This is a genomic window from Agromyces sp. CCNWLW213 (genome assembly GCF_037199545.1).
Lineage (GTDB): Bacteria > Actinomycetota > Actinomycetes > Actinomycetales > Microbacteriaceae > Agromyces.
The window spans coordinates 11,915-33,771 of record NZ_JBBBDX010000006.1 but is presented as its reverse complement, the minus strand read 5'-3'; the positions used below and the strand labels follow the sequence as shown (position 1 = coordinate 33,771).

At 74.1% G+C, this 21,857-nt stretch carries 24 protein-coding genes; 12 read left to right on the top strand and 12 right to left on the bottom strand.

Going from position 1 to position 21,857, the window contains the following annotated elements; genetic code table 11:
- The first annotated feature begins 38 nt into the window (after nt 1-38).
- The 3 genes from WBQ80_RS12315 (at nt 39) to WBQ80_RS12305 (ending at nt 4,598) form a co-directional block, all read left to right on the top strand.
- Entirely contained in the window at nt 39-1,025 is a 987-nt protein-coding gene (locus tag WBQ80_RS12315; RefSeq protein ID WP_336570830.1) for an alpha/beta hydrolase, read from the top strand.
- Nucleotides 1,022-3,058 carry a bifunctional aldolase/short-chain dehydrogenase gene (locus WBQ80_RS12310; protein ID WP_336570829.1) on the top strand — a complete coding sequence of 679 codons (2,037 nt, stop codon included), beginning with the start codon at nt 1,022-1,024 and terminating at the stop codon, nt 3,056-3,058. Before WBQ80_RS12315 ends, WBQ80_RS12310 begins: the two co-directional genes overlap by 4 nt.
- Before the next feature lie 109 nt (nt 3,059-3,167).
- Nucleotides 3,168-4,598 carry a rhamnulokinase gene (locus WBQ80_RS12305; RefSeq protein ID WP_336570828.1) on the top strand — a complete coding sequence of 477 codons (1,431 nt, stop codon included), beginning with the start codon at nt 3,168-3,170 and terminating at the stop codon, nt 4,596-4,598.
- A 6-nt stretch (nt 4,599-4,604) separates the two neighbouring features.
- On the opposite strand, the gene WBQ80_RS12300 is transcribed toward WBQ80_RS12305, so the two are convergent.
- Nucleotides 4,605-5,240 carry a hypothetical protein gene (locus WBQ80_RS12300; RefSeq protein WP_336570827.1) on the bottom strand — a complete coding sequence of 212 codons (636 nt, stop codon included), beginning with the start codon at nt 5,238-5,240 and terminating at the stop codon, nt 4,605-4,607.
- A 59-nt stretch (nt 5,241-5,299) separates the two neighbouring features.
- Between WBQ80_RS12300 and WBQ80_RS12295 the strand changes: the two genes are divergently transcribed.
- From WBQ80_RS12295 to WBQ80_RS12285, 3 genes are read left to right on the top strand one after another with little or no spacing between them, the layout of a single operon-like run.
- Nucleotides 5,300-6,253 carry a 2-hydroxyacid dehydrogenase gene (locus tag WBQ80_RS12295; RefSeq protein ID WP_336570826.1) on the top strand — a complete coding sequence of 318 codons (954 nt, stop codon included), beginning with the start codon at nt 5,300-5,302 and terminating at the stop codon, nt 6,251-6,253.
- A 26-nt stretch (nt 6,254-6,279) separates the two neighbouring features.
- The gene (locus WBQ80_RS12290; RefSeq protein ID WP_336570825.1) at nt 6,280-7,251 is read left to right on the top strand and encodes a serine hydrolase domain-containing protein; all 972 of its coding nucleotides are present in this window, start codon (nt 6,280-6,282) and stop codon (nt 7,249-7,251) included.
- Between the two features lie 55 nt (nt 7,252-7,306).
- Nucleotides 7,307-8,407: an NYN domain-containing protein gene (locus WBQ80_RS12285; protein ID WP_336570824.1), complete on the top strand. Its 1,101-nt coding sequence runs from the start codon at nt 7,307-7,309 to the stop codon at nt 8,405-8,407.
- Nucleotides 8,408-8,426: 19 nt separating this feature from the next.
- Here the strand turns inward: WBQ80_RS12285 and WBQ80_RS12280 are convergent, their stop codons facing one another.
- Nucleotides 8,427-8,945 carry a DUF1707 SHOCT-like domain-containing protein gene (locus tag WBQ80_RS12280; protein ID WP_336570823.1) on the bottom strand — a complete coding sequence of 173 codons (519 nt, stop codon included), beginning with the start codon at nt 8,943-8,945 and terminating at the stop codon, nt 8,427-8,429.
- A gap of 108 nt (nt 8,946-9,053) precedes the next feature.
- Nucleotides 9,054-9,269 carry a hypothetical protein gene (locus tag WBQ80_RS12275; RefSeq protein WP_336570822.1) on the bottom strand — a complete coding sequence of 72 codons (216 nt, stop codon included), beginning with the start codon at nt 9,267-9,269 and terminating at the stop codon, nt 9,054-9,056.
- Between the two features lie 173 nt (nt 9,270-9,442).
- Between WBQ80_RS12275 and WBQ80_RS12270 the strand changes: the two genes are divergently transcribed.
- The 3 genes from WBQ80_RS12270 to WBQ80_RS12260 are packed head-to-tail and all read left to right on the top strand — an operon-like array spanning nt 9,443 to nt 12,530.
- Complete coding sequence (locus tag WBQ80_RS12270) at nt 9,443-10,207, top strand: FadR/GntR family transcriptional regulator (protein WP_336570821.1); 765 nt, start codon at nt 9,443-9,445, stop codon at nt 10,205-10,207.
- A gap of 14 nt (nt 10,208-10,221) precedes the next feature.
- The gene (locus WBQ80_RS12265; RefSeq protein WP_336570820.1) at nt 10,222-11,508 is read left to right on the top strand and encodes an alpha-hydroxy acid oxidase; all 1,287 of its coding nucleotides are present in this window, start codon (nt 10,222-10,224) and stop codon (nt 11,506-11,508) included.
- Nucleotides 11,505-12,530 carry a lactonase family protein gene (locus tag WBQ80_RS12260; RefSeq protein ID WP_336570819.1) on the top strand — a complete coding sequence of 342 codons (1,026 nt, stop codon included), beginning with the start codon at nt 11,505-11,507 and terminating at the stop codon, nt 12,528-12,530. Before WBQ80_RS12265 ends, WBQ80_RS12260 begins: the two co-directional genes overlap by 4 nt.
- 33 nt (nt 12,531-12,563) lie before the next feature.
- On the opposite strand, the gene WBQ80_RS12255 is transcribed toward WBQ80_RS12260, so the two are convergent.
- From WBQ80_RS12255 to WBQ80_RS12235, 5 genes are all read right to left on the bottom strand, one after another.
- Nucleotides 12,564-12,869, bottom strand: a complete 306-nt coding sequence (locus WBQ80_RS12255; protein ID WP_336570818.1) for a hypothetical protein — start codon at nt 12,867-12,869, stop codon at nt 12,564-12,566.
- Between the two features lie 73 nt (nt 12,870-12,942).
- A complete protein-coding gene (locus WBQ80_RS12250) occupies nt 12,943-14,568 on the bottom strand; it encodes a response regulator transcription factor (RefSeq protein ID WP_336570817.1) in 1,626 nt (541 codons plus the stop codon).
- Between the two features lie 132 nt (nt 14,569-14,700).
- Nucleotides 14,701-15,048, bottom strand: a complete 348-nt coding sequence (locus tag WBQ80_RS12245; protein ID WP_336570816.1) for a hypothetical protein — start codon at nt 15,046-15,048, stop codon at nt 14,701-14,703.
- A 1-nt stretch (nt 15,049) separates the two neighbouring features.
- On the bottom strand, nt 15,050-15,523 hold the full coding sequence (locus tag WBQ80_RS12240; protein ID WP_336570815.1) for a hypothetical protein: 474 nt from the start codon (nt 15,521-15,523) through the stop codon (nt 15,050-15,052).
- Between the two features lie 10 nt (nt 15,524-15,533).
- On the bottom strand, nt 15,534-15,743 hold the full coding sequence (locus tag WBQ80_RS12235) for a DUF2945 domain-containing protein (RefSeq protein WP_336570814.1): 210 nt from the start codon (nt 15,741-15,743) through the stop codon (nt 15,534-15,536).
- A gap of 155 nt (nt 15,744-15,898) precedes the next feature.
- On the opposite strand from WBQ80_RS12235, the gene WBQ80_RS12230 reads away from it, so the two are divergent.
- A complete protein-coding gene (locus WBQ80_RS12230) occupies nt 15,899-16,741 on the top strand; it encodes a class I SAM-dependent methyltransferase (protein ID WP_336570813.1) in 843 nt (280 codons plus the stop codon).
- Nucleotides 16,738-17,523 carry an SDR family NAD(P)-dependent oxidoreductase gene (locus WBQ80_RS12225; protein WP_336570812.1) on the top strand — a complete coding sequence of 262 codons (786 nt, stop codon included), beginning with the start codon at nt 16,738-16,740 and terminating at the stop codon, nt 17,521-17,523. Before WBQ80_RS12230 ends, WBQ80_RS12225 begins: the two co-directional genes overlap by 4 nt.
- Before the next feature lie 2 nt (nt 17,524-17,525).
- On the opposite strand, the gene WBQ80_RS12220 is transcribed toward WBQ80_RS12225, so the two are convergent.
- Both WBQ80_RS12220 and WBQ80_RS12215 read right to left on the bottom strand, forming a co-directional pair.
- The gene (locus tag WBQ80_RS12220) at nt 17,526-18,002 is read right to left on the bottom strand and encodes an MSMEG_6728 family protein (RefSeq protein ID WP_336570811.1); all 477 of its coding nucleotides are present in this window, start codon (nt 18,000-18,002) and stop codon (nt 17,526-17,528) included.
- Between the two features lie 43 nt (nt 18,003-18,045).
- Nucleotides 18,046-18,813 carry a polyprenol monophosphomannose synthase gene (locus WBQ80_RS12215; protein ID WP_336570810.1) on the bottom strand — a complete coding sequence of 256 codons (768 nt, stop codon included), beginning with the start codon at nt 18,811-18,813 and terminating at the stop codon, nt 18,046-18,048.
- 193 nt (nt 18,814-19,006) lie between these two features.
- On the opposite strand from WBQ80_RS12215, the gene WBQ80_RS12210 reads away from it, so the two are divergent.
- Nucleotides 19,007-19,846 carry an alpha/beta fold hydrolase gene (locus tag WBQ80_RS12210; RefSeq protein WP_336570809.1) on the top strand — a complete coding sequence of 280 codons (840 nt, stop codon included), beginning with the start codon at nt 19,007-19,009 and terminating at the stop codon, nt 19,844-19,846.
- A 5-nt stretch (nt 19,847-19,851) separates the two neighbouring features.
- Here WBQ80_RS12210 and WBQ80_RS12205 read toward each other — a convergent pair whose 3' ends face one another.
- Together WBQ80_RS12205 and ddaH are read right to left on the bottom strand one after the other, a co-directional pair.
- Entirely contained in the window at nt 19,852-20,487 is a 636-nt protein-coding gene (locus WBQ80_RS12205; protein WP_336570808.1) for a Rho termination factor N-terminal domain-containing protein, read from the bottom strand.
- A gap of 162 nt (nt 20,488-20,649) precedes the next feature.
- Nucleotides 20,650-21,507 carry a dimethylargininase gene (ddaH, locus tag WBQ80_RS12200; RefSeq protein ID WP_336570807.1) on the bottom strand — a complete coding sequence of 286 codons (858 nt, stop codon included), beginning with the start codon at nt 21,505-21,507 and terminating at the stop codon, nt 20,650-20,652.
- Nucleotides 21,508-21,857 lie beyond the last annotated feature (350 nt).

Here is a 21,857-nt window from a genome sequence, read left to right as displayed (position 1 = left end):
ACCGAATCGCACGACGTGAGCCTCGAGAGGAGCGACGGATGACGCAGCAGGCGCCGTACGGTGCGGCCGACGGCCTCGTCCGGGTGTACCCGGTGGATGCCGCGGCTCCGCGTCCCGCGCCGGGCCTCGTCTGGGCGCACGGCGGCGGCTTCGTCGCGGGCGACCTCGACATGCCCGAGGCCGACTCGGTCGCTCGCGCCGTCGCGGCACGCGGGATCGGCGTCGTCTCGATCGACTACCGGCTCGCGGTCGACGACGCCGCACGGTACCCCGCGGGGTCGGACGACGTGCTCGCGGCCTGGCGCTGGACGGTCGAGCACGCCGCCGAGCTGCGCCTCGACCCGGCGCGGCTCGTGATCGGCGGCGCGAGCGCGGGCGCGAACCTCGTGACCGGCGCGGTGCTGCGGCTCCTCGGCCACCCCGTCTTCGGGGGTGGCACGGGAGGGCTGACCTCCGCATACACTGACTCCGCCGGCGGGGCGCCTGCGCCCGGCGCTGCACCCGAGGTCGCGCAGGAGACGCGCGCCCCGTCGGCGGGCGGGCGAGTCGAGCGGGGCGGCGACGCGCCGCTGCCCGCGGGCGTCTTCCTCGCGTACCCGACGCTGCTCGCGGTGCAGCCCGCTCCGGATGCCGCGCTGCGGGCGCTGCTCGACGCGAACCCCGTCGCCGACCGCTTCGGCCCCGCCGTCGTGCGCGCGATGTACGAGGATTACCTCGGCCGTGCCGTCGGAGAGGGCGCCCCGCTGCCCGCCGTGCCCGGCCTCGCGACCGCCGACGACCTCGCCGGGTTCCCTCCCGTGCTCATGGTGAACGGCGAGGCCGACGAGCTCCGCGTGTCCGGCGAGGCGTTCGCCGCGACGCTCGCACGCGCCGGCGTGCCGGTCGAGCTCGTGACCGAGCCCGGCACCGAGCACGGGCACCTGAACCGACCCGCCGAGCCCGCGGCATCCGCCACCGTCGACCGCGTCGTGCGGTGGCTCGACCACCTGACCGCTCCCCGTTTCACCGAAGGAATCACCTCATGACGAACCAGGCCGCTGCCGACCTCATCGCGCGGTCGAACCGCCTCGGCGCCGACCCCAGGAACACGAACTACGCCGGCGGCAACACGTCGGCGAAGGGCACCGGGACCGACCCCGTCACGGGCGAGCCGGTCGAGCTGCTGTGGGTCAAGGGCTCGGGCGGCGACCTCGGCACGCTCACCGAGCAGGGGCTCGCGGTGCTGCGCCTCGACCGCCTCCGCGACCTCGTGGAGGTCTACCCCGGCGTCGAGCGCGAGGACGAGATGGTCGCCGCGTTCGACTACACGCTGCACGGCAAGGGCGGCGCGGCGCCGTCGATCGACACGGCCATGCACGGCCTCGTCGATGCGGCGCACGTCGACCACCTCCACCCCGACTCGGGCATCGCGATCGCGACCGCCGCCGACGGCGAGGAGTTGACCCGGAAGATCTTCGGCGACACGGTCGTGTGGGTGCCGTGGCGCCGCCCGGGCTTCCAGCTCGGCCTCGACATCGCCGCGATCAAGGCGCGGAACCCGCAGGCGATCGGCTGCATCCTCGGCGGGCACGGGATCACCGCGTGGGGCGACACGTCGGAGGAGTCCGAGCGCAACTCGCTGCGGATCATCGACACCGCGGCGGCGTACCTCGCCGAGCACGGGAAGGCCGAGCCGTTCGGCCCGGTCGTCCCGGGCTACGAGCCCCTCCCCGAGGCGGAGCGTCGTGCGAAGGCGGCCGCGCTCGCGCCCACCATCCGCGGGCTCGCCTCGTACGACACGCCGCAGGTCGGCCACTTCACCGACGCCGACGTGGTGCTCGAGTTCCTCTCGCGCGAGAAGCTCCAGCCGCTCGCCGCGCTCGGCACGAGCTGCCCGGACCACTTCCTCCGCACGAAGGTCAGGCCGCTCGTGCTCGACCTGCCGGCCTCCGCGACCGTCGAGGAGAGCATCGCGCGCCTGAAGGAGCTGCACGAGCAGTACCGCGCCGACTACCGGGCCTACTACGACGCCTACGCGACGCCCGAGAGCCCTGCGATCCGCGGTGCGGACCCGGCGATCGTGCTCGTGCCCGGAGTCGGAATGTTCTCGTTCGGCGCGAACAAGCAGACCGCCCGGGTCGCCGGCGAGTTCTACGTCAACGCGATCAACGTCATGCGGGGCGCCGAGTCGCTCTCGACGTACGCGCCGATCGCCGACGAGGAGAAGTTCCGCATCGAGTACTGGGCGCTCGAGGAGGCCAAGCTCCAGCGCATGCCGAAGCCGAAGACGCACGCGTCGCGCGTCGCGCTCGTCACCGGCGCGGCGTCCGGCATCGGCAAGGCCATCGCGACCAGGCTCGCGGCCGAGGGCGCGTGCGTGGTGATCGCCGACCTCGACCTCGGCACGGCGCAGGCGGCCGCGGCCGAGCTCGGCGACGCGGATGTCGCGATCGGCGTGCAGGCGAACGTGACGGATGCCGCGGCCGTGCAGGCCGCGATCGACGAGGCCGTCCTCGCGTTCGGCGGCCTCGACCTCGTGGTGAACAACGCCGGTCTCTCGCTCTCGAAGCCGCTGCTCGAGACCACCGAGGCCGACTGGGACCTGCAGCACGACGTGATGGCCAAGGGCTCGTTCCTCGTGTCGAAGGCCGCGGCGAAGGTGCTCATCGACCAGGGCCTCGGCGGCGACATCGTGTACATCTCGTCCAAGAACTCGGTGTTCGCCGGCCCGAACAACATCGCCTACTCGGCGACCAAGGCCGACCAGGCCCACCAGGTGCGGCTGCTCGCGGTCGAGCTCGGCGAGTACGGCATCAAGGTCAACGGCATCAACCCGGACGGGGTCGTCCGCGGCTCGGGCATCTTCGCGAGCGGCTGGGGCGCGAACCGCGCCAAGACGTACGGCATCGAGGAGGAGGACCTCGGGACGTTCTACGCGCAGCGCACGATCCTGAAGCGCGAGGTGCTCCCCGAGCACGTCGCGAACGCGGTGTTCGTGCTGACCGGTCCCGAGCTCAGCCACACGACGGGCCTGCACGTCCCGGTCGACGCGGGCGTCGCCGCGGCGTTCGTGCGATGAACCGGCGACCTGTGCGGGCCGAGGAGCGCGGAGCGCGTCCCGAGGCCGTCGCCCGCCGCTCTCGGGACGCGGCTGCGCCGCTCCTCGACTCGCACCGCGCGGTGACCCGATGAGCGGCGGCGCGGTCGCCGCGGTCGACCTCGGCGCCACGAGCGGGCGCGTGATCGTCGGACACGTCGACCAGGCGGCGGGCCGGCTCGGGCTCGACCAGGCGGCGCGGTTCCCGAACGGTCCCGTCCGGCTCGCGTCGGGCCTGCACTGGGACGTCACGGGCCTGTACCGGGACCTCGCGCGCGGGCTCGCCGACGCGTTCCGCCGCGAGCCCGGCGTGGCCTCCGTGGGCGTCGACTCGTGGGCGGTCGACTACGGCCTGCTGCGGGGCGGGCGCCTGCTCGGTGAGCCCTTCCACTACCGCGACGCCCGCAACGAGGCAGCGGTCGACGCCGTCCACGCGCGGGTGCCCTTCGAGGAGCTCCACCGCCGCAACGGCCTGCAGTTCCTGCCGTTCACCACCGTGTACCAGCTCGCCGCAGAGCAGGCGACGGGATGGCTCGACCTCGCCGACTCGCTCCTGCTGATGCCCGACCTCGTCGGGTTCCAGCTCACCGGGGCGGAGGTCGCCGAGCGCACCAACGCGTCGACGACCGGCCTCGTGCGGGTCGAGTCGGGCGAGTGGGACGACGACCTCATCGAACGGCTCGCGCTTCCGGCATCCGTCTTCGCGCCGCTCGTGTCGCCCGGCGACGCGATCGGGGGCCTCCGGGCGGAGGTCGCGACCGAGCTCGGCGCTCCCGCCGGCCTCGAGGTCGTCGCGGTCGGATCGCACGACACCGCCTCCGCGGTCGTCGCCGTGCCCATGCGCGCCGAGTCGGCCGCGTACGTCTCGTGCGGCACGTGGGGGCTCGTCGGCGTCGAGGTCGAGCACCCCGTGACGACGGACGCCGCGCGCGAGGCGAACTTCACGAACGAGGGCGGCGTCGACGGGCGCGTGCGGTTCCTGCACAACGTCATGGGCCTGTGGCTGCTCAGCGAGTCGGTGCGCTGGTGGGAACGGGACGGTGAGGCGATCGACCTGCCCCGGCTGCTCGCGGCCGCGGCATCCGTCACCGCGCCCGTGACCGTGTTCGACGCGAACGACCCGCGGTTCCTCGCGCCGGGCGACCTCCCCGGACGCATCGCGGAGTGGTGCCGCGAGCACGACGAGCCGGTGCCGCAGTCGCGCGCCGAGTTCGCACGGTCGATCGTCGAGAGCCTCGCGGAGGCGTTCGCCCAGGCGGTCCGCGACGCGTCCATCCTCTCGGCCGTCGACGTCGAGACGATCCACCTCGTGGGCGGCGGCGCGCTGAACGGGCTGCTGTGCCGGCGGACGGCCGACCGGTCGGGGCTGCCCGTGCTCGCCGGTCCCGTCGAGGCGACCGCGATCGGCAACGTGCTCGTCCAGGCCCGCGCCCTCGGGTTCGCCCGCGGCGACCTCGAGTCGCTCCGCGCGCTCGTGTCGCGGGCGCTCGCGCCGACGCGCTACGAGCCGCGCGGGCGCTGAGCGCGGTCAGTGGCCGTGGGCGAGCTGCTGCAGCGCGACGACCGCGAGCCCGAGCGCGAGCAGTGCCCCGAGTGCGACGAGCTGCTTCCACCACTCGGCGTGCGTGCGGCGCACGGCCACGAGGCCGATGAGCACGAGCGTCACGAGGTACAGGATCGACGCGGTCCGGAGGGCGATCTCGAGGTCGACGATCCCGGATGCGGCGAGCGCGAGGATCACGAGCGGTCCGGCCGCCGACGCGATGGCCGATCCGGAGACGCGCAGCATCCGGCCGACCTCCTCGCGGTCGGGGAAGCCGCCGCGCACCGCGACGTGGGCGACCACGCCGGCGACGAAGCCCGCCGCCGTGATCGCGACGACGCCGACCAGCAACGTCACGGTCGCGCGGAGGGCATCGACGTGCTCCACGTTCTCGAGCTGCACGAGCACGATCGCGAGACCCGTGAAGCTCGCGTAGACGCGCTCCTTGAGCGCCTCGGCGAGTTCCTCGCGGGGCCGCTCGGGGCGCTCGCGGTGACCGCGGTGGGCTCGGCCGTGGCGGGCGGGGTGGCCGACGACCGCCTCGCCGTCGACGTCGATCGCGTCGGGATGTTCGGGCGGAGCCGCACCGGTCCCGCCCGACTCGGCCGCCCGCTCGTCCATGCGCGTCACGGTAGCACCAGCTCCGGCCGCCGGCCCGGAGGTTCTGCGAGGATCGTCGCATGACCCAGACCCGGCCGCTCCTCGTCACCGTGCCCGGCGTGACGCTGCGCCGCGCGCTCGAGCAGACCGCGGGCGGCGTGCCCGACGGGGTCGAGCTGGTCGAGTGGGACCTGTCCGGCCCGCCTCCGGCCGCGGCATCCGGTCGGCGCATCGACGTCGTCGTGCCGCCGTACATGGGGGCGTCCGCGCGGCTCGGCGCGCTCGACGGGCTGGACGTGGGGCTCGTGCAGTCGCAGTCGATCGGCTTCGACGACGTCACCGGAGCCCTTCCGGCCGGGCACGTGTTCGCGAACGCGGCGTCCGTCCACGAGTCGTCGACGGCCGAGCTGGCCGTGGGGCTCGCGATCGCGGCGCAGCGGGGGCTGCCCGACTTCGTGCGCGCGGCCGCCCACGGCCGGTGGGCGCCCGCGCGGCACGCGAGCCTCGCGGACCGGCGCGTGCTCCTCGTCGGCTACGGCGGCGTGGGTCGCGCGATCGAGGACCGCCTCGCCGGGTTCGAGGTCGAGCTCGTCCGGGTCGCGAGTCGGGCGCGCGATGACGCGCACGGTCGCGTGCACGGCATCGACGAGCTGCCGGCGCTCCTGCCGGAGGCCGAGATCGTGATCGTCGCCGTGCCGCTGAACGAGGGCACCACGCGCCTGGTCGACGCCGGGTTCCTCACCGCGCTCCCCGACGGCGCCCTCGTGGTCAACGTCGCCCGGGGGCAGGTCGCCGACACGGATGCGATCCTCTCGGAGGCCTCGAGCGGGCGACTCCGCTTCGCCCTCGACGTCACCGACCCGGAACCGCTGCCCGAGGGGCATCCGCTGCTCGTGCGGCCGAACGTGCTCGTGTCGCCGCACGTCGGCGGCGCGACGACCGCGATGATGCCGCGCATGGCGCGGCTCCTCCGAGACCAGATCGAGCGGATGCGACGCGGCGAGGAACCCCGCAACGTCGTGCTCCGCACCTGACCGCCGCACCACCGGGAGGAACGCCCATGCCGCAGTTCGACCACGCCTTCGACTGGGTCCGGCGCCACGTCGACGACGGCCGGCTGCCCACGGCCGTGCTCGGCGTCGCGACGGCCGAGGGGGTGATCGCGCTCGACGCCTTCGGCGCGGCATCCGTCGACGATCACTACCCGCTGTTCTCGATCACGAAGCCCATCGTGGGACTCGCCGCGCTGCGGCTCGTCGAGCAGGGCCGGCTCACCCCGGAGACGCCGCTGACTCGGGCGATCCCGGCGTTCGGCACCGGCCGCGACGACGTCGTGCGGCTCCGCCACCTCGCGAGCCACACGTCGGGCGTCGTCGAGCCGCCGCTCGATGCGCCGCGCGGCCTCCGCCCGTCGCTGCTCGCGGGCGGACGGGACTTCGCGGCCGGCACCGCATCGCGGTACTCGACGATCGCCTTCGAGGGCATCGCGGCCCTCATCGAGGACGCGTCCGGCCGCCCGTGGGAGCAGGCGGTCTCCGCGATCGCCGAACGTGCGGATGCACCGGGCCTCACCTTCGACGACGTGTCGCCGCACGCGCCGATCGAGGCGGCGGAGCAGGGACTGGACTGGCCGCGGCTCGCCTCGCTGCGGCATCCGGGTGCCGGGCTCTTCGGCCGCGCCGCCGACCTGCTCGCGGTGGGCGGCGCCCTGCTGCGCGACGACGGCTCGCTCGTGTCGCGGCTGACCGTCGAGGCCATGCGGCGGCCGCTCACGACGGGCCTGCCGAAGCTCGAGCCGTACCCGGAGTCGCGCGGCCAGGACTGGGGCTTCACCTGGAACCTCCGGCACGCGGCCCCGGGGCTGCTCGCCCGCGACACCTACGGCCACGGCGGATGGGCCGGCACCGAGTTCTGGATCACGCCGTCGCTCGGAGTGTGCTTCGTGCTGCTCGCGAACGTCGGCGGCGGCATCACGCGCCTCGGCCTCGACGCCGACGAGCTGCACAACGCGGTCGCCGCGGCCGCGGCCTGAGCGCCGACCCAGCCGGCGGGCCTACGATCGGAGGACACCCCGACGGAAGGTCGACATGCCCGCTACGGCAGAACCCCGGGTCGCGCTCTACTTCGACTTCGACAACATCGTCATCTCCCGGTACGACCAGCTGCACGGCGACAGCTCGTACCGCAAGGACACGAGCCGCACCAAGACGGTCGCGCCCGGCACCCAGGCGTGGAAGCGCCTGCAGCAGGCGACGGTCGACATCGACGCGGTGCTCGACTTCGCGGCCACGTTCGGCACGATCGCGATCGCGCGCGCCTACGCCGACTGGTCGACGCCCGTGAACGCCAGCTACCGCGGCCAGCTCATCGACCGCGCGGTCGACCTCGTGCAGCTCTTCCCGCTCTCGGCGACGAAGAACGGCGCCGACATCCGCCTCTCCGTCGACGCGATCGAGGACCTCTTCATGATCCAGGACCTGTCGCACATCGTGATCGTCGCGGGCGACTCCGACTACGTCGCGCTCGCGCAGAAGGCGAAGAAGCTCGGCCGCTACGTCGTCGGCATCGGCGTCGCGGGCGGCACGAGCCGGGCGCTCACGGCCGCGTGCGACGAGTACGCCGACTACGACGCGCTGCTGGCGACCGATGCCGCCGTCGCCGACGACGAGGACCGGGCCGCGTCGCGCGCCCCGGAGTCGAAGCCGGCGGCCGCCGCCGAGCCGCCGCAGGCCGAGGGCGCGTCCGCACCCGCGGCCCCCTCTCGGCGCCGCCGCGCCTCGACGAAGTCGGTGACGGATGCCGCGTCCGGCGACGCCTCCCCCGAGCCCGCCGCCGCCAACGCCACCGCCTCCGCCTCGAGCGACGCCGCACCGGCCAAGGGGTCGTCCCGGGCCGTGCAGTTCGTCGCGCCGATCGAGCCGGGCTCCGACGACGCCGCCGCCGGAGCCACGCGCAACCCCGGCCGGCTGCTGCTCAAGGCGCTCGAGCTGCTGCGCGCGAAGAACGACCAGGAGTGGCAGGGCTCGAGTGCGGTGAAGAACCAGATGCTCCGCATGGACCCGTCATTCCAGGAGCGTCGTCTCGGCTTCCCGACGTTCACCGACTTCCTCAGGTCGCGCGGCGGCGTGGTCGAGCTCGACGAGACGCCCGGCAACAACCGCGTGCGGATCCGGCCGAAGAAGGGCTGAGCCGGGCCCGGCGCGGTCGTCAGCGTTCGGAGTCGGGCTTGCCCGACGGGCCGTAGATGATGATCGCCGCGATGGGGATGATCAGGAACCACAGCCACGACCACGCGAACCCGCCCGCGAACCCGGTCAGGAAGAAGAGCGCGAGCGCGAGGAACGGCGTCAGCGCCATCACGGTGTCGCCGACGCGGCCGCCGAGGGCGCGGGACGTGCGGACCGGCCGCGCTTCGACGGGCGCGCCGAACGCGGGCGGCGGTGGCGGCGCGAGCGGCGGTCCGGGCGTGCCGGTGGACGCCGAGGCGGCCGGCGGGGCCGCCCACGGCTCGGACTCCCACGACGGCGCCGCCGACGGCAGGTCGGCGAACAGCGGCACGAGGTCGGCGCGCGTCACGGCGGCGCGGGCCGCGGCGGCGCGGTCGTCGAACTCCGCCGACGTGATCCGGCCCTCGATGTGGAACTCGGAGAGCCGCGTGAGGGCCTCCTCGCGCTCGGAGGTGCTCAGTCGCTCGCCGGGGCGGTCGGGGTTGGCGTATCCGCTCATGCTCCCAGCGTGCCCGAACCCGCGGACGTGGCGGAAGGGGCCAACGGCCCGGCGCCGTGAGCGCGACGACGGCGGGGGCCGGCGCGGGTCCGCCGCCCCCGCCGGAGATCAGGCGCCGACGCCCGTGGCGTTGGCGCCCGGCTCGCCGTCGGTGCCGCCGTCGAGGGCGCCGCTCGCGTCCGGAACCCCGGGCACCTCGCCGTCCTCGGTGGGCGGGGGCTGGATGGCGTACGACGACATGTCGTCGGGCGGGGTGTCCTCGTCGTCGCCTTCGCGGGGTTCCCGCGGGTGCTCGTTCCCCCTGGGCGTGTTGATGTCGCTCACGTTCGCGCTCCCTCCGCGGCGCGGTGCGCCGTCGCTGCCCAGTCTGCGAGCGGTCGGCGCCCGGCGTCAGGGGGTTGCGTCCGGACCGCGCCGGCCCGAAGATGCGTCTGCATATGGTCTGACCACATCTGGTACGCTGTGGTCAGACCACACGGCGCGACGAGGGAGACGGCATGGGCGACCAGACATCCGCCCGCTCGATCGAGCCCCGCGCCTGGCAGGCCGTGCTCGAGCACGTCGAACGGCGACTCCTGGAGGGCGAGCTCGCCCCGGGTGAGCGCCTCCCCGGCGAGCGCCAGCTCGCCGCCGATCTCGGCGTCGGCCGCTCGAGCGTCCGCGAGGCCCTGCGCGTGCTCGAGGTGCTCGGGCTCGTCCGCACGCACGCGGGCTCCGGCCCGAACGCCGGCGCGATCATCATCGCCACCCCCGGCGGCGGCATGAGCGCGCTCATGCGACTGCAGGTCGCCGCCAGCGGATTCCCGGTCGCCGACATCGTCGAGACGCGGCTCGTGCTCGAGGCGCACGTCGCGGACGACCTGGCCGCCGCGTCCGCGGGCGATCGGCGACCCGACCTCGGTCCGGCCGAGCGCCTGCTCGATGCGATGGACGACCCCACGCTCGTGCCCGCCGAGTTCCTCGCGCTCGACGCGGCCTTCCACCTCGCCCTCGCCGAGGCATCCGGCAACCAGGTCGTCACCGCGACCATGGCGGGGCTGCGCAGCGGCATCGAGGGCTATGCGCTCGCCGGGCTCGGCCGCATCGCCGACTGGCCGGCCACGTCCGCGCGCCTGCGCACCGAGCACCGCGGCGTGGTCGCCGCGATCCGGGCAGCGGATGCCGCGGCCGCGCGCTCGCGCATCCACGACCACATCTCGGGCTACTACGCCGAGACCTCACCCGACCCCGGCGGCGCACCCGCCGCGCCGAGCACCCCGTAGGAAGAGAGCACCCGATGGTCAAGCGCCAGTTCCCCGACCCGCGCGAGCTCGCCGAGCTCATGCAGTTCAAGCGGCCCACGCTCAACCCGACCGACCGCCGCCTCGAGAAGGCGCTCACGATCGCCGACCTGCGCGACATCGCCAGGCGCCGCACGCCCAAGGCGCCGTTCGACTACACCGAGGGGTCGGCCGAGGGCGAGATCTCGCTCGCGCGCGCCCGGCAGGCCTTCCTCGACATCGAGTTCCACCCCTCGATCCTGCGGAACGTGCCGGTCGTCGACACGAGCCGCGAGGTGCTGGGCGGCCCCAGCGCCCTGCCCTTCGGCATCGCGCCGACGGGCTTCACGCGCATGATGCAGACCGAGGGCGAGGTGGCCGGCGCCGGCGCGGCGGGCGCCGCGGGCATCCCGTTCACGCTGTCGACGCTCGGCACCACGTCGATCGAAGGCGTCAAGGCGGCGAACCCGAACGGGCGCAACTGGTTCCAGCTCTACGTCATGAAGCAGCGCGAGATCTCGTACGGCCTCGCCGAGCGAGCCGCGGCCGCCGGATTCGACACGCTGTTCTTCACGGTCGACACCCCGGTCGCGGGGGCGCGCCTGCGCGACAAGCGCAACGGCTTCTCGATCCCCCCGCAGCTCACGCTCGGCACGGTGGTCAACGCGATCCCCCGCCCGGCCTGGTGGATCAACTTCCTCACCACGCCGAAGCTCGAGTTCGCCTCGCTCACGTCGACGGGCGGCACGGTCGCGGAGATGCTCGACGCCGCGATGGACCCCACGATCTCGTTCGCCGACCTCGACGAGATCCGCGCGATCTGGCCGGGCAGGATCGTCGTCAAGGGCGTCCAGACCGTGGAGGACGCGAAGCTGCTCGCCGACACCGGCGTCGACGGCATCGTGCTCTCGAACCACGGCGGGCGCCAGCTCGACCGCGCCCCCGTGCCGTTCCTGCTGCTGCCCGACGTCGTCCGCGAGGTCGGCGCCGACCTCGAGGTGCACCTCGACACCGGCATCATGTCGGGCGCCGACATCGTCGCATCGATCGCCCTGGGCGCGCGGTTCACGCTCGTCGGTCGCGCCTACCTCTACGGCCTCATGGCGGGCGGGCGACGCGGCGTCGACCGGACCATCGACATCCTGCGCAGCGAGATCGTGCGCACGATGAAGCTGCTCGAGGTCGCCACGCTCGACGAGCTCACGCCCAGGCACGTGACGCAGCTGACGCGGCTCGTGCCCGTCGCGCGGCCGACGGCGCTCGCCGCGGAGGCCGTCGCCGAGCGGATGCCGGTGCAGCTGTGAGCGACGGGGCGGCGCCGCGCCGGTTCGCCATCGGGTCGTACACCCCCGAGCCGTCGGACCGGGGACTGCACCTGGCCGAGCGCTCGGCCTCGGGCGACTGGCGCCTCGTGGCCGCCGCGCCAGCGTCGAACGCGTCCTTCGTCGCGCGCTCGGGCGACCTGCTGTTCGCCGTCGGCGAGGACCGGTCGGGGTCGGTCGCGAGCTTCCGCGTCGACGGTGACGCGATCGAGCCCGTCGACGCGGTCGAGCACGGCGAGGCGCACCCGTGCCACGTCGCCGTCGACGCGGCATCCGGCATGCTGCTGGTCGCCAACTACGGCGCGGGGTCGGTCACGGCGGTGCCCGTCGAACCGGACGGCGCCTTCGGCCGACCCTCGACCCTGGCGCTCCCGGCCGGCACGGGGCCCGTCGCCGACCGGCAGGAGGCTCCGCACGCCCACCAGGTCGTGTCCACGCCGTGGGGCACGCACCTCGTGAGCGACCTCGGCGGCGACGCGATCCACGAGTTCGTCGTCGACCCGGATGCCGCGCCGTCCGTGCTCCGGATCGTGCGCACGATCGAGCTCGCCCCCGGCACGGGGCCGCGTCACATGCTCGTGCGCAGCGGCGTGCTCCACGTGGTCGGCGAGCTCGACGCTCGCCTGCACTCCTTCGAGGTCGACGCTGCCACGGCGCGCGCCCTCGGAACGGAGCCCGTCGTCGTCCGGCCGGCGTCGGGCGACGACGACGTGGTCCAGCCGTCCCACCTCGACGCGAGCCCCTCGGGCCGGCTGTTCACGGCGCTCATCCGCGGCCGCGACGCCGTGTGCGTGTTCGATGCGACGGATGCCGCGCGCCCGCGCCTCGCGGCCGAGCATCCCGTCGGCGCGGCGTGGCCCCGCCACCACGCGCACCTCGACGACCGCACGGTCGTCGTCGCCGCCCAGGAGGGGCACGTCCTCGTCGAGGTGGACCTCGTCACCGGCGGGACGCGCGACGTGCTCGACCTCGCGTCGCCGGCGTGCGTGCTCCCGCTCGACTGAGCGGGCGTCGGCGGGGCCGCAACGGGCCCGGCGTCATGCCGCCCGCTCCCGGGACGCCGGACGTGGACGGTGCCGCTCGCCCGCCGTCCGGTACCGCAGGAACCAGCCGAGCATCAGCGCCGACGCGACGAGGTAGAACGCGTGCAGGAACCAGATCGGCCCGGGCGGGAGGCTGAAGACGTAGACGGAGTGCACGAGGTTGCCCGCATTCGTGATGGCGAGGTTCCCGAGGCTGTACGACGAGAGGTCCCTGGTGCGCGCAGCCTTCACCAGCATGGGCAGGTAGCTCATGGCGAAGAGGCCGGTCGAGGTGACGCCGGCGATGATGGCGACGTCCATGGATCCGATGCTGGGGGTGACGGTCGCGCGCGGCATCAGGTGAATCCCCCATTCCCTCGGGCGATCGGACCGCTCAGATCAGTGCGTGCTCGTAGGCGTACGCGGTCGCCGCGGCGCGCGACGAGACGCCGAGCTTCGAGAAGACGTTGCTGAGGTGCCGGTCGACGGTCTTCTCGCTGAGATACAGCTCGCGCGCGATCGCCCGGTTCGTCCTCCCCTGCGCGACGAGCCGGACGACCTCGACCTCGCGAGCGGACAGCGGCGTCGTCCCGAGGTGCGAGCCGCGCGACAGTGCATCGACCCGGAGCAGGTCGGGCGTCGCGCCGAGCTCGGCGAACGCCTCCCGTGCCGCCGAGAGGTCCATGGCGGCGGCCGCGTCGTCGGCGAGGTCGCGACAGGCCCGGGCGGCGAGGACGCGGCAGCGTGCCGCGTCGTACGGGGCGTCCAGCTCCTGCCAGACGGCCCAGGCCGTCCGCAGCACGGCGAGCGCGCCGCGAGCGTCGCCCTCCTCGAGCCGTACCGCCGCGTCGCACCTCGCCGCGACGGCGCGCATCAGGGGCATCGCGCCGCCGGGCGCGGCGGAGGACAGCTCGTCCGCCGCTTCCCTGGCGGCCTCCACGTCGCCCGCGGCGAGCTCGATCTCGACGACGGCCTCGAGCAGCCCGCGCCGGGTGGCGGGGTCGGCCGCCTCGACGGCCTCGCGGATGAGGGACCGTGCGAGCCGCACCCTGCCCTGCGCGAGCCGGAGCAGCGCGAGTCCCGGCTCCGGCGGAGAGCCCGCCTCGGCGGCGCGGTGGTAGGCCCGCTCGGCGGCCTCCGTCTCACCGCGCAGCCGCCGCACCTCCGCCTCCTGGTACCACGCACCCCAGGCGCCCGACCAGTCCCCGGCGCGTGCCCGATCCTGCGCCACGCGGGCCGCGGCCACCGCATCGGTCCACGCGCCGTGCAGTCGGTACAGCTCGGCGCGGTGCGCCTGGCACTGCCCGGAGAACATCACCATGTCGGGTCGCTCGCCGCACCAGCGGTCGAGCGCGACCGTCCACTGCTGCGCGCGGCGCACGTCGAACGCGAGGTGGCAGCTGCCGATCACCGAGCAGTAGACGATCCCGGATGCCACGGCCGACACCTCACCCGCGGTGACCGCCACCATCGCCTCGTCGAGCAGCGCCAGACCGCCCGTCGAGTCCCCGAGCTGGATCCTCGCCTGACCTTGGCCCAGTTGGGCGAGGGTGGTCGCGTCGGGATCGCGCGCGCCGCGGCCGACCGCGAACGCGCGTTCGAACGCCTGCGCCGCGGCAACCGGGTCGCCCGCGTAGAGCCGTTCGAGCCCCGCGGCAACGAGCAGGAGCGCCTCCGCCGACTCCGCACCGGGATCCTCCGAGGCGATCCTGCGGGCGCGCCCGAACCAGCCGTTGGCGCGCGCGTCCTCGCCCTTCCCCATGAGGTAGAGGCCGATCCAGGCGGCGCACCGTGCCGCCCCGGCGGGGTCGACGCCGAGGTACGCCTCGTGGGCCCGGGTCGCCAGGTCGATGCCCGCGCCATCCCGTCCGAGGAGCAACGCCGCGGTGGAGAGCCGCTCCAGGTCGGGCGCTGCGAGCGCGCGCTCGCCGTCGGCACCGCTCAGGGCGGTGAACGCATCGGCCCACCGGTGCTCGGCGAACGCCGAGCGGCCGTCCTCGAGGAGCGCGGAGGGAGTCATGGCACCGCCCTGCGGCGACCGGACGTCGTACCGGGCGACGTGGTGGCGGCCGCCGGATACGCGCACGGTACCGCCGCCGGCGACGGGCCGCAAGCGCGTCGGAACCGCCACGACCCGGCACGAGGGCTCGCGTCACTCCGCGTCGATCAGCTCCAGCAGCTTCCGCGCGGCATCCCGGATCTCGTCGTGGCCGTACTGGCCGGCCCGGCTCTCGAGCGAGATCACGGCGCACCGGTGGACCTTCGACAGGTCGCCGTAGGGGAAGGAGCTCGCGCCCTTCGTCTCGCGGTTCTCGTCATCGTCGATCCCGAGGTGCCAGTGCCGGAACGCCGCCCAGCCCTCCTTCTCGATGAACCGGTTCTCGTCGTCCGCGCTCGGCGCGTGCTCGCTCCAGTCGTCACGCTCGTCGCGCACGACCTTCCCGTCGCGCACGAGCGAGCGAGCGTGCCGGAGCGCGGTCTCGTTGAGCCGCGTCGCCATGTCAGGCCCGCTTCATGCGGCGGGCCCTCGCCTTCGCGGTCTTCCGGGCCTGCTTCCGGTCCGTCGGCGTCGTGATGCCCGCGAGCACCGTGCGGAAGCCGCTGAGCGCCGCCATCCGGGACGGCTGCTTCACCTGGGCCCGCTGCTGCTTGATCGTCGCGGACCGCTTGCCCTTCTTGGGAGCGTCCTTCGACGACGCCCTCCCGCCCGCGGTGCCGTAGCGCACCGAGACGCGCTCGAGCCGGGCCGACGAGCGACGCGCGACGCGCTTGGCGGCCTGCGGGCGGTCGGATGCCACGCGCTTGGCGTCGTCGATGCGAGCCTGCTCGACCTTCGCCGCGGCCTTCACCTTCGACTTGGCCGGTTCGGGCAACGACGAGGCGAGCTTGCTCGTCTCCTTGCCCGCCCGCTGGGCTTCCTTCACGGCGCGCTTCGCGGCGCGACGGGCGTCGCGATCAGTCGTGGTCTTCGTCATGCGCAGTCTCCTACTTCTTCTTGAGCACGCGGAGCGCGGTCGCCTTGTGGGCGGCTCGGGCTCCGGTCTTCTCGCTCTCGACGACGAATGCGGGGTCGTCCGGGCTCGCGGTGAACCGCTGCCCGTCGAACGTGAAGTCCGAGGTCTTCCGTTCGACGACCTTCCCGGTGGTGCGTCCCTGCGACGTCGCCCAGCTCACGCGGTCGTTCACTGCGACCATGCGCACCCCCTCGCATCGCGGCGGCCGGTCTCGGCCGCGTCACGGCGAGGCTACGCCCGGCGGTGCGCGCTCCCCAACCCCTTGACGCGCCCTCGAGCGGGGCTGAGGGCACGGCGCCCGTTGCCGGGGACCGGGCACGGGAGTAGAACGGTGGCGTGCCGGAACCTGCCAGCTACTGGGCGCACGGCGACGCGTACGAGCGGTACATGGGCCGCTGGAGCCGGCGCATCGCCGAGCCGTTCGTCGTCGCACTGGGTGCGCCGGCAGGACTCCGCTGGCTCGACGTCGGATGCGGCACGGGCGCGCTCGCGAGCGCCGTGCTCGACCTCGCCGCACCCGCGTCCCTCGTCGGCGTCGACCCCGCCGAGGGCTTCCTCGAGACGGCGAGGGCGCGGGTCGCCCGCCGGGCCGCGGCCGTGGAGTTCGTCCGCGGCGACGCGACCCGCCTCCCGCTCGACGACGACTCGGTCGACGCCGCGGTCTCGGGCCTCGTGCTCAACTTCGTGCCGTCGCCCGAGGCGGCGATCGCCGAGATGGCACGGGTGGTCCGTCCGGGCGGCGTGGTCGCCGCGTACGTCTGGGACTACGCCGAGGGGATGCCGCTGATGAGCACGTTCTGGGATGCCGCGGTGGAGCTCGACCCGGACGCCGAGGCGCTCGACCAGTCGGCGCGGTTCACGCGCTGGGGGCCGGAGTTCATGCGAACCCTGCTCGAGGACGCCACGGGCATCGCGGGTCCGACCGTCGAGACGGGGCGGGTCGAGCTCGATGCGGTCTTCGCCGACTTCGACGACTACTGGACCCCGTTCCTGGGCGGCCAGGGCCCTGCGCCGGCGTACGCGACGTCCTTGGCCGAGGTCGACCGGGCGGCGCTGCGCGAGCGGGTCCGGGCGGCGCTCCCGACCGCCGGCGACGGTGCCATCACCCTCCGCCTGCGGGCGTGGACGGTCCGCGGCGAGGCCGAGGGCACGCGATCGCGTCCTACGATGACGCCATGAGCCTTCCGACGATGTGGAACCTCGACGGACGCGTCGCCATCGTGAGCGGCGCCGGAAGCCCGCACGGGATCGGGTTCGCCGCCGCGCGAGCGCTCGGCGAACTCGGCGCCGGGGTCGTGCTCACGGCGACGACCGAGCGCGTGCACGAGCGCGCCGAGGAGCTGCGGCGCGCCGGCATCACCGCGACGGCGATCGTCGCGCGCCTCGACGTCGAGGAGCAGGTCGACGACCTCGCGGCCGAACTCGCGGCCGCCGCCATCCGCCCCACCATCGTCGTGAACAACGCCGGCATGATCGCCTCGGGCGACCCCGAGATGCTGCACGGCGACGGCACCATGACCCTCGCCGACTGGAACGCCCACCTGGCCATGAACCTGACGACCGCGTTCCTCCTCACCCGGGCGGTCCTCCCGGGCATGCGCGACGTCGGATGGGGCCGGGTCGTCTGCGTCTCGAGCGTGTCGGGCCCCCTCATGGCCTCGCGCGGCGACGTCGGCTACGCCACCGCGAAGGCGGGCATGCTCGGCTACGTCCGCGCGCTCGCGGTCGACGAGGCGGTGTTCGGCATCACCGCGAACGCCGTCGCGCCCGGCTGGATCGCCACGGCGAGCCAGCTGGCGAGCGAGGCCGAGGAGGGTCTCCTCGTGCCCGTCGCCCGGAGCGGCCGCCCCGACGAGGTCGCCTCCGCGGTCGCCTGGCTCGCGAGCCCCGGCGCCTCGTACGTGACCGGCCAGCTCATCGCGGTCGACGGCGGCAACAGCGTCGCCGAGGAGCGCCGCTGACCTCAGCCGCGCGGATCGACCGGCGCGACGCCGTCGGCCGCCGCGGGCCACACGTACGGCAGGTCGGGCGGCACGTCGGCGGCGATCGTGGCGTAGAACGCCGCGTCCTTCCGCAGCAGGTTCGATCGGTGCGACCGGTGGAACGCCTCGTCGCCGACCCAGGCCGGCAGGGCGAAGTGCCCGGACCGGTAGCGCTCGCCGTCCTCCGCCACGAGGTCGAGATCGAGGAGCGTCTTCGGCCGGCAGGTGTCGGCGTGGCCGCGGCGCTCCCACTCGTCGCAGACCGCGTCCTGGTAGGCCATGAGCGCCGGCCGGTGCCCGCGCCACATCCTCACGGCCGGATGGTGACGCCACCCGTATCCCGGGATGGTGAGGGCGCGCATCACCTGCAGCGTCTCGACGCGCTGCTTGCCGAGGCGGACGGTGTCGAGCGCCGCCGCGCTGCGCGCGAAGTCGGGGAACGGCAGGAACGTCTGCATGCGGCGTCGCCCCTCCCCCGCGCGCGGTGCGCGTCAGCCCACGCTAGGCGGCGCGACTCGGGGATCGCGACGGGTTGACGCGGCCGAGTCGGAGCGCGAGACCCCATCGGGTCACGCGGAGCATCGCCTCGAACACGATCGAGGCGCTCATCTTCGACCGTCCGCGCTCGCGCTCGACGAACGTGATCGGCAGTTCCACGATGCGGAGTCCCGCGAGGGCGGCGTGCCAGGTCATGTCGACCTGGAACACGTAGCCGCGCGTGTGCACCTCCTCGAGGTGGAGCGCGCGCAGCGCCTCCGCGCGGAACACGCGATAGCCGGCGGTCACGTCCCGCACGGGCAGCCGGAGCATCCACCGCGAGTACGCGCTGCCCGCGCGGGACAGCCAGATGCGGCGGGCCGGCCAGTTCACGACCGCGCCCCCGGCGACCCAGCGCGACCCGATGACGACGTCGGGCGCGCGCCCCGCGGCATCCGTCGCCTCGAGCCCGGCGAGCAGGTGCGGGAGCTGCTCGGGCAGGTGCGATCCGTCGGCGTCGAGCTGCACGACGGGGTCGTGGCCGTGGGCGAGCGCCCAGTCGAACGCGGCGAGGTAGGCGGCGCCCAGGCCGGCCTTGCCCGCCCGGTGCAGCACGTGCACCGCGGCATCCGCTCGCGCCAGCTCGTCGGCGAGCCGCCCCGTGCCGTCGGGCGAGTTGTCGTCGACCACCAGCACGGATGCCGCGGGCACCGCCGTGCGGGTGCGCGCGACGATCTCGGCGAGGTTGTCGCGCTCGTTGTAGGTCGGGATCACCACCAGCGGCCCGGTCATGCGTGGCTCCTCAGGTCGCGACGGCACGACTGGAATCGTACCTGCGGTCCGCGCGCGGTCCGAATGCGGGTGCGCCGCGTCCGTGCCGCATAGCACGCCCGGACGCGGAACCGGCCACGCTCCCGCCGCCCTTGCCACCGCTCCCGCGGGATGCTGGACTTGCGCGACACGACACGACGCACCAGGGGGACGCATGCCGTACATCGAAGTGGGAACCGAGAACTCCGCACCGATCGAGCTCTACTACGAGGACCACGGGGTGGGCCAGACCGTCGTGATGATCCACGGCTACCCGCTCGACGGCCAGTCATGGGAGAAGCAGCAGCGCGCGCTGCTCTCCTCGCGCCACCGGGTGATCACGTACGACCGTCGCGGGTTCGGCCGGTCCGGCAAGCCCGCGACCGGGTACGACTACGACACGTTCGCGTCCGACCTCGCGATCCTGCTCGAGACCCTCGACCTGCGGGATGTCGCGCTCGTCGGCTTCTCGATGGGCACGGGCGAGGTCGCCAGGTACCTCGGCGCCCACGGCAGCGACCGCGTCGCCAAGGCGGCGTTCCTCGGATCGCTCCAGCCGTACCTGCGGCAGACCGACGACAACCCGGCCGGCGCGGCGCCCGACTTCGACGGCCTGCGGTCGCAGGCCGAGGCCGACCGGTTCGCCTGGTTCGACGCGTTCTTCGAGAACTTCTACAACCTCGACGAGAACCTCGGATCGCGCATCTCCGAGGCCGCCGTGCGCGGCAGCTGGGACACCGCGTCACAGGCCTCGTGGTACGCCGCGGCGGCGTGCGTCGACACCTGGCTCACCGACTTCCGCGGCGACATCGAGCGGATCGACGTCCCGTCGCTGATCCTGCACGGCACGGCCGACCGGATCCTCCCCATCGACGCGACGGCCCGGGAGTTCGCCAAGCGGCTGCCCGACGCCCAGTACGTCGAGATCCCGGGCGCTCCGCACGGGCTGCTCTGGACGCACGCCGACGAGGTCAACGCGGCGCTGCTGACCTTCCTCGCCGACTCGCTCGAGTAGCAGGCTCAGCGACGCAGGGCATCGACCAGCTGCGCCTTCGGCAGGCGCGAGTAGCCGGTCACGCCCCGCTCCCTGGCCAGCGCGCGCAGCTCGGCGACGGTCTTCTTCCCGAGCTCGTCGGCGGATGCCGCGGTCGCGGAGCGCTTCGGCGGGGCGGGCTGCTTCGCGGCGGCCGGCTTCTTCTCGACGGCGGACTGCTTCGCCGCGGACTGCTTCGCGCCGGACTGCTTTGCGGCCGTCCTCTTCGCGGCCGCCTTCTTCGGGGCGGGCTTCGTCGGGGCCGGCGCCACCTCGGCGACCGGCACCTCGGCCGCGGCGCGCGCCGCGGCCGTCGCCGACTCGGGCGTGGCGTCGGCGGGCTCGGTGCGCGTGGACGCCGCGCCGTCGGCTCCGCCGCGCTTGCGCAGCTTGTCGAGGCTGCGCTCCAGGTCGCGGACCTTGGCCCGCGCCGCCTTGTCGGCCTGCTTCGCGAGGCGAGCGGCCTCGGCGACGGCGGACCTGGCCGCCTCGAGGGCCTTCGCGGCCGTCTTCTGCGCTGCCCTGGCCGCCGAGTCGGCCTGCGCCGCGGCGTCCGTCGACGAGGTCGCCTGGCCGCCCCGCTTCCCGGACTTGGCCTTCTTGTCGGACTTCTTGCGCGCCATCGTCGCACCTCCGGTCGTCGGGGTTCCTGCGTCTCGCTGCATCGTAGCGCGGCCCCGATGAACTCGGCGACGGGCCGGCCGCAGGCGAAGGCGAGGGGCGGATGCCGCGGGCCCGGGCCCGTGGCATCCGCCCCTCGATCACTCAGGTGCGGGCGCGACCGCTCAGCGACGCAGCTCGAGCGTGCAGCACTTCACGCCGCCGCCGCCGAGCAGCAGTTCGGAGAGGTCGACCCCGATCGGGTGGTAGCCGGCATCGCGCAACTGCTGCTCGAAGCCCTTCGCGCGCGCCGCGATGACCACGTTGCGGCCGTCGCTGTACGAGTTGAGGCCGAGCACCGCCGCGTCCTCCTCGGAGACGAGGATCGCGTCGGGGTACCGCTCGCGCAGGATCTCGAGCGACGGCTCGTCGAACGCGCTCGGCAGGTAGGCGATGTGCTCCTGGCCGGCGCGCGAGTCGAGCACCGCGATCGCCGTGTCGAGGTGGTAGAAGCTCGGGTTCACCAGGTTCAGCGTGACGACCTCGCGTCCGGTGATGCGGCGCAGCTCGTCGTGGCTCGACGAGTCGCTTCGGAACCCGGTGCCGGCGAGGATCACGTCGCCGACGAGCAGGAAGTCGCCCTCGCCCTCGTTGGTCTCGACGGGCTCGCGGACGTCGAAGCCCGCCTCGCGGAACCAGTCCATGTACGCGGGTCCCTCGGCGGCGCGCTGCTCGTGCGTGAACTTCGCGCCGTAGGCGATGCCGTCGATGACGGTCCCGCCGTTGGCCGCGTAGACCATGTCGGGCAGGCCCTCGACCGGGTCGATGAGGTGCACGTCGAAGCCGAGGCCGACGTAGGTGTCGTGCAGCACCTGCCACTGCCGCACCGCGAGCGCGGTGTCGGTGGGCTTCGCGGGGTCCATCCAGGGGTTGATCTGGTACACGACGGTGAAGTGCTCGGGACGGCACATCAGCACGGTCTTCTTCGACGGCGTGCGCTCCGGGGCGTCGGTTCGGGTCTCGGTCTCGATCACAGTCGACATCTCACTCCTCGGGAGGTTCTCGTGAGCCGAGCGCGGCGGCGTGCCGCCCTGCTCGACCGGTAGGTGTCGGCGGACCAGGTCGCTCTCTCAAGCCTCGACGGCGGTGTTCGGGTGTCACCGCCGGCGAGACGCCACTCCCAGTGTGGAGGGAAACGCGCACGTCTTCTCGGCATCCCGCACAGGATCCGTGCGCCTTCCGGCCCTCCGCGCAACGAAGTCCCCATTGCAGACGCCGGAGCCGCTCGTTTCCGGCGTGGCGCCGCGGCGCGCGCGCGCACGGATCGTGCGCTCGGCACGCCGGCACCGCCAGGTCATGGCGCGGACCTCCGTCCCGCCGCGGTCGCACACCC